The following is a 15,285-nucleotide window of genomic DNA, read 5'->3' on the forward strand; positions in this document are numbered from 1 at the left end:
CTGATGGCGCACCATGGCCCGTTGGTCAAGCGGTTAAGACACCGGCCTCTCACGCCGGTAACGCGGGTTCGATTCCCGCACGGGTCACCATTCTTTTTTGTTCTTTTTTCAATTTAGTCGGTGTTTATGACGCTGAGGATCCACCCGTTCCCATACCGAACACGGCAGTTAAGCTCAGCGGTGCCCAAAATACTTGGTGGGAAGCTGCCTGGGAAGATAGGTCGATGCCGACACTCACGTTTGTCTGTTTCTCTTTTCTGAGATCCAGACTTTCGTGCTTTATATTCCTCCTTAGCTCAGTTGGTAGAGCATGCGGCTGTTAACCGCAGGGTCGTTGGTTCGAGTCCAACAGGGGGAGCCAGAAAACAGGTCATCCAATCGGGTGGCCTGTTTTTTTGTACGTCGAATCGAAGCGGCTTGTGCAGCGCGCTGTATGCTCGCGCAGCCGCAGCAGGCGGCAGCGGTTGTAGCGCTGGATCAGGGCGAAGGGCAGGTTGCACAGAAGGAAAAACGCCGCGATCGAGCCGTATAGAGGTAGATATTCAGCGGGGTGCTCTTCCGCCAGGCAGAACAGCAGGGATAAAAACCCCAAGACGCCGATGGCTTCGTGGATGATTTCCGCGCGGCAGGTGTTGAAAAGGAAGGTCTCGAGATAGGCGGCGTTCCAGTCGGAACGGAAATGCCGCTTGTCAAAATCCCGGTTGAACTGTGGCAGCCGGTCTTTCCAACGGTTTAGCCGGATCGACCGATAGAAGATCATTTCGCGCGCCTTCACGCGGAAAAATGGCCGCTGTGGGTCGAACATCCGCGTTTGCAGCGGCTTCGGCAGGGCGGTGATGATAAAGGCAGTGCCAAAGTGCAGGCCGACCCAAAACGCTGTATTGAAGAGAGTCATCCATAGGGCTGTCATAGCCGCACCCCCTATTTCTTCAGAAAAGGAAAACAGGCCCGGGGGGATTGCGCCGCCTCGAGCCTGACTGTTATCAATTGTTATCCCATCAAACGTTGAACCGGAACAGCACCACGTCGCCGTCCTGGAAGACGTATTCCTTCCCCTCGCTGCGCACCAGGCCCTTCTCCTTGGCGGCGGCCATACTGCCGCAGGCGATCAGGTCGTTATAGGCGATGACCTCGGCGCGGATAAAGCCCTTCTCAAAGTCGGAGTGGATTTTGCCGGCCGCCTGGGGTGCCTTGGTGCCCTTCTTGATGGTCCAGGCGCGCACCTCCTGCTTGCCTGCGGTGAGGAAGGAGATCAGGCCCAGCAGGTCGTAGCTCTTGACGATGAGGCGGTCGAGACCGGACTCGGTGAGGCCCAGCTCGCCGAGGAACATCGCCTTGTCCTCCTTGTCCATGTCGGAGATCTCCTCCTCAATCTTGGCGCAGATGGGCAGCACCGCAGCGCCCTCGGAGGCGGCGATTTCGCAGACCTCCTTGTAAAAGCGGTTGGTGTCAATGTTGTTGATGAAGTCGTCCTCGCACATGTTGGCGACATAGATCACCGGCTTGCCCGACAGCAGCGGGATCTCCGCGAGGATCGCTGCGGCCTCGTCGGAATCTGCGGCAAAGGCGCGGGCGCTGCGGCCCTCCTCCAGGTGGTGCAGCAGATCGGTGAGCAGCTCCACCTCGCCCAACATCTTTTTATCGGCCTTGGCGGCCTTTTGCGCCTTGTCAAGCCGGCGCTGCACGATCTCGATATCCGAGAAGATCAGCTCGAGATTGATGGTCTCGATGTCGCGCGCAGGGCCGATTTCGCCGTCCACATGGATGATTTCGGTGCTTTCAAAGCAGCGCACCACATGGATGATCGCATCCACCTCGCGGATGTTGGCGAGAAACTTGTTGCCCAGCCCCTCGCCCTTGGACGCGCCCTTGACCAGGCCCGCGATGTCCACAAATTCGATGACAGCAGGGGTGTACTTGTCCGGGTCGTACATCTCCGCGAGCTTGTCCAGGCGCTTGTCGGGCACCGCCACGACGCCCACGTTGGGCTCGATGGTGCAGAAAGGGTAGTTGGCGCTCTCCGCGCCCGCGTTGGTGATAGCGTTAAACAAGGTGCTTTTGCCCACATTGGGCAGACCTACGATGCCTAATTTCATATATCCTCATATCTCCTTTGTTTATGCGGTTTTTTGGTGATGGAACAGCGGGTTTTACACCATGGTTTGAGATAAGGTTTCCGCCTCTTTGCAGTAGCGCCGGTTTGCGTACACTTTTTCCAATAGTTCATAGGCTCGGTTTGTCAGGGGAAAAGGGCCCCATGCAACAACATATATTGTAACATGTGGACCTTTTTTTCTCAAGAGTGTAGGTGATCTCAGATGATCAATTTACTGCTGATGAACTGCTCAAATTCTTTGCGTTTGACCAGTTTTTTAGTACCGATTTGTTTGAGAAACTATGGGCATTGCGGATTCTGTCAAAATATCCTATAATAAAACTGGATTAGTGGATATTTTTGAGAGATTGAGGAGACGCAGCATGATAACTGGGGCAATCAGGAATAAAGTAGATAAAATTTGGACGGACATTTGGGCGGAGCTGGAGGAAATGCTGTGATGGCGAGATTGAGGGATGTTTTTGAATGCCAAATCACTGGTGAATGGGGCAGTGAATGTGCTGAAAATGAAATCGGCATCAAAGTATTGCGGACTACTAATTTTACACCCCAAGGCAGAATCAATTATGACGATATTGTGGTACGAAGTATCAATGAATCCAAAGTCGAAAAGAAAAGACTTCATTATGGTGACATTATCCTAGAGAAATCAGGTGGAACGGAAAAAACACCAGTTGGCCGGGTAGTGTTTTGTGATGAATCTATTGAAGAGAGTATATATTTGTGCAATAATTTCACCCAAGCAATGCGGGTAAATCAAGCCATAGCCATTCCAAGATATGTGTTTTATTTTATGTGGAATCTCCACTATTCCGGAAAAACAGACTTGCTACAGAATAAAACCACTGGTATCCGCAACTTGCAAGTAAAATCATATTTGAATGAAAACTGTCCCCTGCCTTCCCTCGGCGAGCAGTGCAAAATTGCGGCGGTGCTGGACAAGGTCAGCGACCTCATTGCCAAGCGCCGCCGGCAGCTTGCCAAGCTGGATGAACTGGTCAAATCCCGCTTTATCGAGATGTTTGGTGAGGGCAATTATTCCAATGTAGCTTTAATTGATATTATAGCCGAAGGTGCAGGCTTATCCTACGGAATTGTACAGCCAGGCGATGATGGAACTGGTGATATGGGTGTCCTCCGCCCTGTAGATTTGGTGAACGGGAAAATATCCACAGCATCAATAAAGTACATAGAGCGTTCTATTGGAGACGGATTCAGAAAAACCGAGCTAACTGGCGATGAATTGCTTATTACAGTGCGAGGAACAACAGGTGTTACAGCATTAACCGATACACGATTTAGAGGAATGAATGTAACTCGTGGCATTGCAGTTATTCGCTATGATCGCAATAAAACAAATCCCGTGTATCTTAATGTGTATCTCAACACTGAGGAAAGCCAGCGATATATACAGGAACATACAAGAGGTGCAACACTTCAGCAAATTAACTTGTCCGATTTGCGAATTCAACCAATTATGGTGCCCCCAATCGAGCTACAAGAGCGATTTGCCGACTTCGTTGAGCAAACCGACAAATCAAAAGCAGCTATTCAAAAAAGCCTGGAAACGCTGGAAACGCTGAAAAAAGCACTGATGCAACAATATTTTGGATGACAGTCTGAAAGGAGACGCAGCATGATAACTGGGGCAATCAAGAATAAAGTAGATAAAATTTGGACGGACATTTGGGCGGGGGGAATAACCAATCCCTTGACGGTGATCGAGCAGCTCACCTATTTGATGTTTATTCGCTCGCTGGATGAGAAGGAGCTGGAGAACGAGGCTTTTGAAAATCTGACGGGCCAGCCGGTCGAAAAAATTTTCCCGCAATCGGAACAGGGACAGGCCATGCGGTGGAGCCGCTTTCAGGAGCGCGACCCCCGGGAGATGTTCGACGTCCTTTCCCGCCGGGTGTTCCCCGCTATCAAGCAGATGCGCGGCGGCAAGCTGCCGGAGCTGGATGCAGATGGAAATATCATCGAGCCGGATGACGGAGCTTTTGATGAAAAATCCACCGATGTGACGGCCTTCTCCCGTTATATGGAGGACGCCATGTTTTTGATCCCCACCCCGCAGGTACTGCAAAAAATTGTCACCGGCCTGGAGGACCTTTATGAGCACGACCTGGCAGGATTGGATATGCAGGGAGATTTGTACGAGTATATGCTCAGCAAACTCTCCACTGCCGGGCAAAACGGCCAATTCCGTACTCCCAAGCATATCCGGGAGATGATGGTGGAACTGGTGCCGCCCACCCCGGATGATAAAATCTGCGACCCCGCATGTGGCACAGCGGGCTTTTTGGTGTCTGCGGCGGAATCCGTCCGCAGGCGGTTTGAATCCACCATGACGCCGGAACAGTGGAAGCATTTTGCAGGGGAGATGTTCACCGGCTTTGACACCGACCGCACCATGCTGCGCATCTCTGCCATGAACCTGATGCTCCATTCCATCACCCACCCGGAGATCGACTACAAGGACAGCGTTTCTAAGCAGAACAACATCGCCGGCCAGTTTGATGTGGTGCTGGCAAACCCGCCCTTTAAGGGCACGGTGGACGCCGAGAGCATTCACGACAACCTCAAGGCTGTCACCAACACCAAGAAAACCGAGCTGCTGTTTTTGGCGCTGTTCCTGCGGCTGCTCAAGAAGGGCGGCCGGTGCGCTTGCATCGTGCCGGATGGGGTGTTGTTCGGTTCCTCCAAGGCCCACCAGGCCATCCGCAGGGAGTTGGTGGAGAATCACCAGCTTCAAGCGGTGATCTCCATGCCCTCCGGCGTGTTCAAGCCCTATGCCGGGGTTTCCACCGCGGTGCTGGTGTTCACCAAAACCGGCGCAGGCGGTACGGAAAACGTGTGGTTTTACGATATGAAGGCCGACGGTTTTTCCCTGGACGACAAGCGCAGTGAGACCCAGGAAAACGACATCCCCGACATCATCGAGCGGTTCCGCCATTTGGACAAGGAAGCCGGCCGCCAGCGCACCGAGCAGAGTTTTCTGGTGCCAAAAGAGGAGATTGCCGGAAATAACTATGACCTTTCCATCAACAAGTACAAAAAGGTGGAGTATGTGCCGGTGGAATATCCTTCGACCGCTGAGATTATGGCAGACCTGCACGAGCTGGAGCTGGAGATCACCGAAGGGCTGGCGGAGCTGGAGGAGATGTTGTGATTATAAAAATTGAAGAGGTGATCTCTGAATATTCTGTCCGCAATAAGTCTAATGAGGATATTCCCGTTTACAGCGTGACAAATGAAAAAGGGTTCTGTACTGGATACTTTAGCAAAGAAGTTGCCAGTAAGGATAAATCAACATATAAAATTGTTCCGAAGGGGTATTTTGCATATAACCCTTCTCGTATCAATGTAGGGTCTATAGATTGGCAGAAATACGAGGCCAGAGTTATTGTCAGTCCTCTTTATATTGTTTTTAGTGTTTCCGACCGGCTCGACCAGCAGTATCTCCTTCACTACCTTAAAAGTGACATAATGCTATCCTTTATCAAGGAATATGCAACTGGCAGTGTTAGAGATAATTTGAAGCTATCCGATCTCGGAAAATTTCCAATCAATCTTCGCCCAATGGAAGAACAGCGGCGGATTGCTGCCACTTTGGACAAGGTCAGCGACCTCATTGCCAAGCGCCACCATCAGCTGGACAAGCTGGATGAATTGGTCAAATCCCGCTTTATCGAACTGTTTGGGGAGCCAATGACAAATCCGAAGAAGTGGCCTGTTTATGAATTATCAAAATATATTCGGTTTCTTACTTCAGGATCGCGGGGGTGGGCGAAGTACTTTACTGATGAAGGAGAATACTTCATTACAATCAAGAATGTAAAAAACTGCCGGATAACGCTTGATGATGTACAATACATTGTCCCGCCGGATAATGCGGAGGCAAAGCGTACTAGGGTGCAAGAAGGAGACCTCCTGATTAGCATTACTGCGGACTTAGGTCGAACTGGTATCGTAACCAAGGAAATTGCCGATTATGGTGGGTACATAAATCAACATTTAACTTGTATACGATTGAATCAGGCATATGTACGGCCTTTGTATGTAGCATATTACATGGAAAGCGATGCAGGTAGAGAACAGTTCCAATCCAAAAACCAAAGTGCGGTTAAAGCTGGACTGAATTTTAATTCGATTAACACACTACGTCTGATAGTGCCGCCAGTCGAGTTGCAGGATACATTTATCGCTTTCGTTGAGCAGACCGACAAATCAAAATTGGCTATTCAAAAAAGCCTTGAAACGCTGGAAACGCTGAAAAAGGCGCTGATGCAGCAGTATTTTGGGTAATTAAAATAGAGTGATTAAAGGAGATGCAGCCCATGAAAAAATCGGAATTTAAGGCAAAGGTATATGAACTTTTTGATACCGATATTGAAGGGATGACTCATGAAGAAAAAGTGCAGTACATAGAAAAGCTCGTTTTTGATTATCAACGCGACAGGGATGATTTAAGGGAGAAACCAAACAGCGGAAAACCATGGAAAGATGCTGAATTGATGCTGATTCTTAACGACGCCTCAACAGTTGCAAATTGTGTCAAGTTTGCAAAAATATTCGGTCGAGGGTATGGAAGTATTGAACAGATTTATCGTTGGGCATCTACACCTCAAAAGAGTATAAAAGGCCGCCGTGAAACAGATGCGTTTATTGAGCAAATCAAACGTATAGCAAAAGAATTAGGTAGAAGAGCCTAAAATAGCAACCATGAGAATGGGAGGAGAAATGGTGTCAAACTTCTCTTTTTTAAAAGATAAAATGGAATACGCCCTCTTTGCCCCGGCCTGCATCGAGGCCGAGAGGGTCTTTTCCGCATCCCCCGCTATGTGTGCCGTGGGCTGCCGCAAGGCGTTGGAACTTGCGGTCAAGTGGGTCTATGCCGCAGATAACACCATGAGGACGCCCTATCAGGACAACCTGCAATCCCTCATTCACGAGCCTACCTTCCGCTTTGCGCTGGACTCCCAAACCTGGGCAAAGCTGCCCTTTGTGGTGAAGCTGGGCAATCTGGCCGTACATACCGAGCGGGCGGTGCAGAAAGGCGACGCCCTCCTTTCCCTGAAAAGCCTGTTTGAATTGATCCAGTGGATTGACTACTGCTATGGCGCCCAATACGAGGAACGCTTTTTTGATGAACAGGCTGTCCCGGACGAGCAGATTGCAGTGGATACTCAAAAAATCAAGGAACAGCAGAGCCTTTTGGCGCAGAAAGAATCCGAGATCGAGCGGCTGCAAAAGCGGATCGAGGCCCTTTCCGCCCAGTATACGGCGGGGAAGCAGACGCACCAGGCCCAGCGCCATTTTGCCGCCGGGGATCTTTCCGAGTATGCCACCCGCCAGCGGTATATCGACCTGGATCTCAAAATGACGGGGTGGCAGCTTGACGGTACAGAGGCTGATGTTTGGCAGGAGTACCCGGTGGAGGGGATGGCGGGCAAACCCGGCCAAAAGGGGAAAGCGGATTATGTGCTGTTTGGCAAGGACGGCCTTCCGTTGGCCGTGGTAGAGGCCAAGCGCACCGGCAAAGACCCCAACAGCGGCCGCAGGCAGGCGGCGCTCTATGCTGATTGCCTGGAGAAAAAGTTTGGCCGCCGCCCCATGATGTTCACCACCAACGGCTTTGAAACCTACTTTTGGGATGACAAAACCGCTCCCCAGCGCCAGGTCAGCGGAATTTTCAGCAAATCCGATTTGCAAAAGCTGATGAACCGCCGGGAGGAACGAAAAAATCTGGAGGAAATCCCCATTGATGACCGGATTACCGACCGGTATTATCAAAAAGAGGCCATCCGAGCGGTATGCGGCAATATTGCCAAGGGCTACCGCAAAAACCTGTTGGTGATGGCCACCGGTACGGGTAAGACTCGGACCGCTTCCAGTCTGACAGATGTCCTCAGCCGGGCCGGGTATGTGACGAACATCTTGTTTTTGGCAGACCGCACAGCACTGGTCAAGCAGGCTCGGGACGATTTTAAGAACTATCTGCCGGATATGTCGCTTTGCAATCTGCTTTCCGGCAAAGATGACCGCAACGCCCGCATTGTCTTTTCCACCTATCCCACCATGCTGAACGCCATTGATAACACCAAAACGGAGGACGGGCAAAAGCTATTCACCCCGGCGCATTTTGATTTGATTATCATTGACGAAAGCCATCGCAGCATTTTCAAAAAGTACCGGGCGATTTTTGAGTATTTTGACGCCATTCTCGTGGGATTGACGGCCACGCCGAAAACTGATGTGGACCGGAACACCTATGATTTCTTTGAAATGGAGCATGGGGTTCCTACCTATGCCTACGATTATGAAACCGCCGTCTATACCGACCATGTTCTGGTACCCTACTACAACTTTGAGATCACCACTAAATTTGAAGAGGAAAAGGGGATTTACTACGACACCCTCTCCGAAGCGGACAAGGCCCGTTATGAGGAGGATTTCACCGAAGATGACGGGGCCATGCCGGTTTTTATCCCGTCGGAGAAGCTCAACAAATTCATTTTTAACGAGCAGACAGTGGACCGGGTACTCCAGGATTTGATGGAGCGGGGCATCAAGGTGGCGGGCGGTGATCGCATTGGCAAGAGCATCATCTTCGCCCAGAACAAACGCCATGCCGAGTTTATCCTAAACCGGTTTGACAAGCTGTATCCCCATCTGAAAGGCAATTTTGCACAGCGGGTCATCTGTGATGATTCTTATGCACAAACCATCATCGATGACTTTAAACAGCCGGAAAAGGAGCCGCACATTGTTGTTTCGGTAGATATGATGGATACCGGAATTGATGTACCGGAATGTGTTAATCTGGTGTTTTTCAAGAAGGTCCGCTCCAAAACCAAGTTTTGGCAGATGATCGGGCGTGGTACTCGCTTGTGTAAAGGATTGGAATGTGTGGATGGGATGGACGGTTCCTATACCGATAAGCGCCGCTTTCTCATCTTTGACTACTGCGGTAACTTTGAGTTTTTCCGGGAAAAAGAAAAGGAGTTTCAGGGCAGCGAGGTGAAGTCTCTTTCCGAGGCAATCTTCTCCAAAAAAGTTCGTCTCATTGCTCTGTTGCAAGAGGGAAACTATGCAGATCAAGATCACCAGGATTTTCGGGCTGAATTGATAGAGGGGTGCCGCACGCAGGTGACGGCACTGAATCCGGAGCTGGTTGCGGTCAGGCTGAAACTCCGTTATGTGGAAAAGTACAAGGAGGCTTCAGCTTATGCTGCTCTGAGCGAGACGGATAAGGGGGAGCTGACAACATATCTCGCTCCGCTCGTTTTTATGGATGACGCCGATGAAATGGCGAAGCGATTTGACAACTTTATCTATGGCATGATGCTGGCTGCATTGGAGGTATCCTCCCGTTTTTCATACGCAAAAAGGCAGCTTTGCGACCTTGTTGGTGCGCTGATGAAAAAGGCGAGCATTCCCCAGGTCAAGGCAGTTTTGCCGTTGCTCCAATCCATTCAAGAAGAGGAATTCTGGGAAAATTTCAGTATTCTTCGTTTAGAACAGGCGCGGGGAGAACTGCGCTCTTTAATTAAATTTTTAGAAGACGGTAACGGCGTGAAGCCGCCTATTATCACCAATTTGGCTGATCCGGTCGTCTTTGAAAAGGAGGGCCAGCTTTTGGGCCCAGCCTATGATTTTGAGGATTACCGGTTGAAAGTGAACCGCTATGTGAACGAGCATGGCGATACCTTAGCCATTTACAAGCTCACTCACAATATTCCTTTGGCCTCTGGCGACTATCGGGAACTGGAGCGTGTGTTCACCCAAGAACTGGGAACCAAAGAGGACTATCAGCGGGAATATGGTGATACCCCTTTTGGTCTTCTGATCCGCAGAATTGCCAAGTTGGATCACGAAGCTGCTATGGCTGCGTTTTCTCAGTTCATCAATGACCAATCTTTGAATCAGAGCCAGATTGCATTTGTTCACAAGGTGATTGGGTACATAGAGCAAAATGGGTATATGGAAAATATGGCCGATTTGATGAACCCTCCCTTTGATAAACCGGTGGGCTTTATCAAACTGTTTGATTCCAGAACCCAGACGCAGCTTGTACAAGTCATTACACAGATCAAAGAGAACGCTATCCATGTGGGGGCATAGAGAAAGGGAGAGGATATATCCTCTCCCTTTTTATGTTACATGGCCCTTTTTCTCCAAATGTTTTACTTGTGTTCTACACCATTTTTACATCATTCCAGCATAGAGCTTTATGGAGTGGCATGGTGTTTTATGTTACTGAAAGTTGGAGGAATCCACTGACTATCGGGCTTTATGGACTTTTGAGAGGTTATGAAATTAAGCTCGCTTGTTCCGATTCCCAGTTTCATAGCTTGATGATCCTTTCAAACGATAATGGACGCCGAAGCGATCCGTCTAACAACTTATTATACAGCCAAACGGCCGAACCGACAAGTGGTTTTAACAAGGAGGGGGGTGCTGTTCAAGATATCTTGGGAAAAGATTTATAAAATTTTCACTTCTCCACCAAGGTTTGCGGTATAATAGAACTAATGTGGGGCGGACTGTGCGCCGCCCCGAAAAATGACAGATGCTGCTTCCCTTTTGCGGACGTGTATTTGAGGAGGAATGGATCATGGCAATAGGTAAAATATTGGTTGCGGACGACGACAAAAATATCTGCGAGCTGCTGCGGCTTTACCTTGAAAAAGAGGGCTATGCGGTGACCCTCGCAAACGACGGCGAGGAGGCGCTGGCCAAATTTCAGGCGGAGACGCCGGACATCCTGCTGCTGGATGTGATGATGCCCAAACTGGACGGATGGCAGGTCTGCCGGGAAATCCGCAAAAAGTCCGAGGTGCCGATTATCATGGTGACGGCCAAGGGCGAGACGTTCGACAAGGTGCTCGGCCTGGAGCTGGGCGCGGACGATTACGTGGTGAAGCCGTTCGATGCCAAGGAGATTGTGGCGCGCATCAAGGCGGTGATGCGCCGCACCGGCAAGAACTCGGCGGAGAACAACGTCAAGGAGGTCTCCTACGACAAGCTGGTGGTCAACATGACCAAGTACGAGCTCAAGGTGGACGGCAAGGTGGTGGACACCCCGCCCAAGGAGCTGGAGCTGCTGTTCCATCTGGCCAGCAACCCCAACCGGGTTTACACCCGCGACCAGCTGCTCGACGAGGTGTGGGGCTTTGAATATTACGGCGACAGCCGCACCGTGGATGTGCATGTGAAGCGCCTGCGCGAAAAGCTGGAGGGCGTTTCGGACAAGTGGTCGCTCAAAACCGTGTGGGGCGTGGGCTACAAGTTTGAAGTCAAGGAGTGACCGGGCCGGGCCCTGGCACAGGGATATGTTTTGATTGGAGCGAGGGCCGCGCCCCCAGGCGGGGCGCGGCCCCTGAAATTTTTGAGAAGGATTTGAGTTGATCGGCATGCAAAAGAGCTTGCTTTCTAAATATTTCACCATCTGCTCCGCGATCATCCTCGCGAGCATCACCATCTTGGGGGCGATCCTGCTGGTATTTGCCGCCCAGTACTTTAAAATGGATAAGCAGAAGCTGCTGCTGCGCAACGCCAACCAGGCGCTGGCCCTCACGCAGGAGGAGTACAAGCGCAACAATTACACCGAGGTGAACTCCTACACCCTGCAAACCGGGTACGGCATCCTGGGCGACGCGATCGACGCGACCATCTTTTTGACCGATGTGCAGGGCAAAACCCTGCTTTGCACCGATACCTCGGGATGCAGCCATTTTACATATACGGTGCCCGAGGAGGTGCGGCAGCAGGTGCTGCGCGACGGGAAGTATAAGGAGATGGGCAAGCTCGGCGGCATCTATCAGGAAAATTACTACACGGTCGGGGTGCCGCTCTACCACCCGACCGGCCAGGTGGTGGCGTACATCTTCGTCTCCTCCACGGCGGCGGGCCAGCAGCACTTCCTGATGGAGATCCTCAACATGTTCGCCATCAGCTCGTTGGCGGTCATCGTCATCAGCTTTATCGTGATCTACTTCGTCACCTCGCGCATGGTGCGGCCGCTGCGCGAGATGGTGGGCGCGACGCAGAGCTTTTCTAAGGGCGACTTCACCGTGCGGGTGCCGGTGACCAGCTACGACGAGGTGGGCCAGCTCGCCATCGCGTTCAACAACATGGCGCAGAACCTCGCCAGCACTGAGCAGGTGCGCCGCAGTTTCATCGGCAATGTGTCGCACGAGCTCAAAACCCCCATGACCACCATCGGCGGTTTCATCGACGGCATCCTAGACGGCACCATCCCCGAGGATAAGCGCGACAAATACCTGCGCACCGTGTCCGACGAGGTGAAGCGCCTGGCGCGGCTGGTGCGCTCGATGCTGGGCATCGCGCGCATGGAATCGGGCGAGATGAAAATTGCGCCGCAGGATTTCGATATCAACGAGACGGTGTGCACCACGGTGTTCACCTTTGAGCAGAAGATCGAGGAGAAGCGGCTGGAGATTCGCGGCCTCGATCAGGATAAACTGATGGTCAGCGCCGACCCGGACCTCATCCATCAGGTGGTATACAATCTGGTGGATAACGCGGTCAAGTTCGTCAACGAGGGCGGCTACATCGAGTTCGATTACAAGGTGGAGGGCGGCTTCACCCATGTGAGCATCAAGAATTCGGGCGACGGCATCCCCAAAGAGGAGATCCCGCACGTGTTTGAAAAGTTTTATAAGTCCGACCGCTCGCGCAGCCTGGACAAAAACGGCGTGGGTCTGGGGCTGCATATCGTGCGCACCATCATCAACCTGCATTCCGGCGATATCATCGTGCGCAGTGTCGAGGGCGAATACTGTGAGTTCGAGTTTACCCTGCCCACCGCCACGCCGCCCAAGCCGGCGGCGCGCAAGGCGGGGGCCGGTGCGTAACAGATGGGCCAAAAATAACACAGAACGATCATAAAAGATGCCGAATCTTTTTAAAAGACGTTTATTTTTACTTCATATTTTGTCGATATAATAAGCCCATAGACAAGAACAAACAGGATTTCACCTGAGGAGGTTTACTGATATGTCTGATTTCTATGAGAACCGCACCCCCAACCCAAACGAGCCGGAGGCCGACAGCCGCCCGGAGGAACCGGCCGCAGAGAACAACAGCGCCGAGGCGGCCGCGCAGGAGGCGGTGCCCGAATTCGGCGAGACCGCTGCAAAAACCGAGGCCGCCGCGCCTGCCGCAGACAGCGGAGCGGCCGAAGCAACCGGCGAGGCCGAAGCGCCCCGCACCGCCCAAGCCGCGGACGACCCCAACAAGACGGTTGGCAGCAACGCGGGCTGGCAGCAGAACCCCTATTACAGCCAATACAACCCCCGCACCGGCTGGTCGAACGGGCCGCAGGCGGGCCAGAACAGCCGCAACGCCTACGGTGCGAGCAGCTACGGCAGCAATTACAGCGGGTACAGCCAGTTCAACGGGGCGGGCTTCCAGCAGCCGGGCCAGAAGCAGCCGGGCGCGGACCAGTATAAATGGAACTTCGCGGACTATGACAACCAGCCGCCAAAAAAGCAGGGTAAGAAGAAGCACAAGGGCGTGATGGTGTTCACCGCCATCGCCTGCTCGGTGCTGATGATTACGATGGTGGGCTTCGCGGGCTACGGCGTGTGGAACCTAATCGACGGCGGCGCGGCTACGCCCCAGTCGTCGCAGACCGGCTCCCAGCCGGAAAGCAACCTGCCCGGCATCAACATCAACGACATCCCCCAGGTGAGCGACCCGGTCGCGGCGGACGGCAGCCTGACCACCCGCCAGATTGCGGCCAAGGTGCAGCCCTCGGTGGTGGGCGTGGTGGTTTACACCAACAGCATGGGCAACATGTTCTACGGGAACGGCAGCGCCATCGTCACCCAGGAGGGATCGGGCATCATCATGTCGAGCGACGGGTACATCATCACCAACGCGCATGTGGTATCGGGCGCGACGGGTATGAAGGTGGTCCTTTATAACGGCGAGGAATATGACGCGCGCCTGATCGGCAGCGACGACAGCACCGACCTCGCGGTCATCAAGATCGAAGCGAGCAACCTCACCCCGGCTGAATTCGGCGATTCCAACCAGCTCGAGGTGGGCGAGGATGTGGTCGCCATCGGCAACCCGGGCGGCCTGGAGCTCGCGAGCTCGGTCACCAAGGGCATCATCTCCGGCGTCAACCGCCCGATCAAGAACAGCGACGGCGGCTACACCATGAACTGCATCCAGACCGACGCGGCCATCAACCCGGGCAACTCGGGCGGCGCGCTGGTCAATGAATACGGCCAGGTGGTCGGCATCAACTCCTCCAAGATCGCCTCGACCGAGTACGAGGGGCTGGGCTTTGCCATCCCCATCTCCGAGGCCAAGCCGATCATCGACGACCTGATCGCCAACGGGCGGGTCACCGGCCGCGTCAAGCTGGGCATCACCACCAACCTCGTGATCGATGAGACGCTGGCGCGCTATAACAACGTGCCCACCGGCATCATGGTGGCCAGCACCGATGCGGGCAGCGATATCGCCAGCAAAGGGGTTATCGCGGGGGACATCATCTCCAAGATCGACGGCAATTCGATCACCTCGCTGGGCGACCTGCGCGACTACCTCAAAAACTTTAAGCCCGGCGATAAGGTCACGCTCACCGTGTTCCGCCGCACCAGCGGCAAGCCGGACACCACCTTTGAGGTCACCATCGCACTGATGGAGGACACCGGCGACGACGAGGCCACAACCCAGCAGACCGTACCAGGGCAGCAGGGGCAACAGCAGGAGCAGGGCGGCAACCAATATTATAATTTCCCGTTTTTCCGTTAAGGCTGATAATTTGACCGATCGGGCGGGTTTTCCCGATGCAAAAGGGGTGGGCAGGTTGTCCGCCCCCGTTTTGTACCCGGCGGCGGCCTGTCCGGACCAGTCGCCGGGCGGCGGCGAAGCGCATAGTATGCTTATGAAAACACGCGCGGGCGGCAAAGGGTGGCCGCGGCGGTGAGGCCGGCCTCGCCGCCCGGCCCGTGAAGAGCCCTTTGCCGGCGCCCGTGCTTTTCATAGGGTCGCGGAAAAACATTTCCGCGGCCCACTGTGCGTTCTGTCCCTCGAAGGGCAGACTTCGCTGATTCAGACGATTGGCCGCGCCGCGCGCAACGCCCAGGGCAAGGTGATTATGTACGCGGATTCGGTCACCAATT

The 15,285-nt window shown here is 53.1% G+C and carries 10 protein-coding genes, 2 tRNA genes and 1 rRNA gene; 11 read left to right on the top strand and 2 right to left on the bottom strand.

The genetic code is table 11. The features are described 5' to 3' along the window. Positions 1-15: 15 nt before the first annotated feature. The 3 genes from H8711_RS11600 to H8711_RS11610 all read left to right on the top strand — a co-directional run bounded on the left by H8711_RS11600 (position 16) and on the right by H8711_RS11610 (position 361). Positions 16-90: transfer RNA gene (locus H8711_RS11600), tRNA-Glu, on the top strand. 26 nt (positions 91-116) lie between these two features. Beyond that, a 5S ribosomal RNA gene (rrf, locus tag H8711_RS11605) occupies positions 117-233 on the top strand. A gap of 52 nt (positions 234-285) precedes the next feature. Then, positions 286-361, top strand: a tRNA-Asn gene (locus H8711_RS11610). A gap of 9 nt (positions 362-370) precedes the next feature. Here H8711_RS11610 and H8711_RS11615 read toward each other — a convergent pair. Together H8711_RS11615 and ychF are read right to left on the bottom strand one after the other, a co-directional pair. Beyond that, on the bottom strand, positions 371-910 hold the full coding sequence (locus H8711_RS11615; protein ID WP_249283614.1) for a glycosyl-4,4'-diaponeurosporenoate acyltransferase CrtO family protein: 540 nt from the start codon (positions 908-910) through the stop codon (positions 371-373). Between the two features lie 88 nt (positions 911-998). Further along, positions 999-2,096: a redox-regulated ATPase YchF gene (gene ychF, locus H8711_RS11620; RefSeq protein ID WP_249283615.1), complete on the bottom strand. Its 1,098-nt coding sequence runs from the start codon at positions 2,094-2,096 to the stop codon at positions 999-1,001. 459 nt (positions 2,097-2,555) lie between these two features. Between ychF and H8711_RS11625 the strand changes: the two genes are divergently transcribed. The 8 genes from H8711_RS11625 (at position 2,556) to H8711_RS11660 (ending at position 14,914) form a co-directional block, all read left to right on the top strand. Continuing rightward, positions 2,556-3,731, top strand: coding sequence for a restriction endonuclease subunit S (locus H8711_RS11625; protein ID WP_249283622.1), 1,176 nt, complete (start codon positions 2,556-2,558; stop codon positions 3,729-3,731). Between the two features lie 21 nt (positions 3,732-3,752). Continuing rightward, entirely contained in the window at positions 3,753-5,288 is a 1,536-nt protein-coding gene (locus H8711_RS11630) for a class I SAM-dependent DNA methyltransferase (RefSeq protein ID WP_249283616.1), read from the top strand. Then, complete coding sequence (locus H8711_RS14240) at positions 5,285-6,424, top strand: restriction endonuclease subunit S (RefSeq protein WP_249283617.1); 1,140 nt, start codon at positions 5,285-5,287, stop codon at positions 6,422-6,424. Before H8711_RS11630 ends, H8711_RS14240 begins: the two co-directional genes overlap by 4 nt. 32 nt (positions 6,425-6,456) lie before the next feature. Further along, entirely contained in the window at positions 6,457-6,831 is a 375-nt protein-coding gene (locus H8711_RS11640) for a hypothetical protein (protein ID WP_249283618.1), read from the top strand. A 28-nt stretch (positions 6,832-6,859) separates the two neighbouring features. Continuing rightward, positions 6,860-10,243, top strand: coding sequence for a DEAD/DEAH box helicase family protein (locus H8711_RS11645; protein WP_249283619.1), 3,384 nt, complete (start codon positions 6,860-6,862; stop codon positions 10,241-10,243). 493 nt (positions 10,244-10,736) lie between these two features. Beyond that, positions 10,737-11,429, top strand: a complete 693-nt coding sequence (locus tag H8711_RS11650) for a response regulator transcription factor (RefSeq protein WP_249283620.1) — start codon at positions 10,737-10,739, stop codon at positions 11,427-11,429. A 106-nt stretch (positions 11,430-11,535) separates the two neighbouring features. Then, on the top strand, positions 11,536-12,999 hold the full coding sequence (locus tag H8711_RS11655) for a HAMP domain-containing sensor histidine kinase (protein WP_249283623.1): 1,464 nt from the start codon (positions 11,536-11,538) through the stop codon (positions 12,997-12,999). 142 nt (positions 13,000-13,141) lie between these two features. Beyond that, the gene (locus tag H8711_RS11660) at positions 13,142-14,914 is read left to right on the top strand and encodes a S1C family serine protease (protein WP_249283621.1); all 1,773 of its coding nucleotides are present in this window, start codon (positions 13,142-13,144) and stop codon (positions 14,912-14,914) included. Positions 14,915-15,285: the final 371 nt, after the last annotated feature.

It is taken from the genome of Ligaoa zhengdingensis (assembly GCF_014384885.1).
In the GTDB taxonomy this organism is placed as follows: Bacteria; Bacillota; Clostridia; order Oscillospirales; family Ruminococcaceae; genus Ligaoa; species Ligaoa zhengdingensis.

Excerpts from the sequence above, each read along its gene's own strand:
- H8711_RS11615 (WP_249283614.1), bottom strand. The coding sequence starts at position 910 with ATGACAGCCCTATGGATGACTCTCTTCAATACAGCGTTTTGGGTCGGC.
- ychF (WP_249283615.1), bottom strand. The coding sequence starts at position 2,096 with ATGAAATTAGGCATCGTAGGTCTGCCCAATGTGGGCAAAAGCACCTTG.
- H8711_RS11625 (WP_249283622.1), top strand. The coding sequence starts at position 2,556 with ATGGCGAGATTGAGGGATGTTTTTGAATGCCAAATCACTGGTGAATGG.
- H8711_RS11630 (WP_249283616.1), top strand. The coding sequence starts at position 3,753 with ATGATAACTGGGGCAATCAAGAATAAAGTAGATAAAATTTGGACGGAC.
- H8711_RS11640 (WP_249283618.1), top strand. The coding sequence starts at position 6,457 with ATGAAAAAATCGGAATTTAAGGCAAAGGTATATGAACTTTTTGATACC.
- H8711_RS11645 (WP_249283619.1), top strand. The coding sequence starts at position 6,860 with ATGGTGTCAAACTTCTCTTTTTTAAAAGATAAAATGGAATACGCCCTC.
- H8711_RS11650 (WP_249283620.1), top strand. The coding sequence starts at position 10,737 with ATGGCAATAGGTAAAATATTGGTTGCGGACGACGACAAAAATATCTGC.
- H8711_RS11655 (WP_249283623.1), top strand. The coding sequence starts at position 11,536 with ATGCAAAAGAGCTTGCTTTCTAAATATTTCACCATCTGCTCCGCGATC.
- H8711_RS11660 (WP_249283621.1), top strand. The coding sequence starts at position 13,142 with ATGTCTGATTTCTATGAGAACCGCACCCCCAACCCAAACGAGCCGGAG.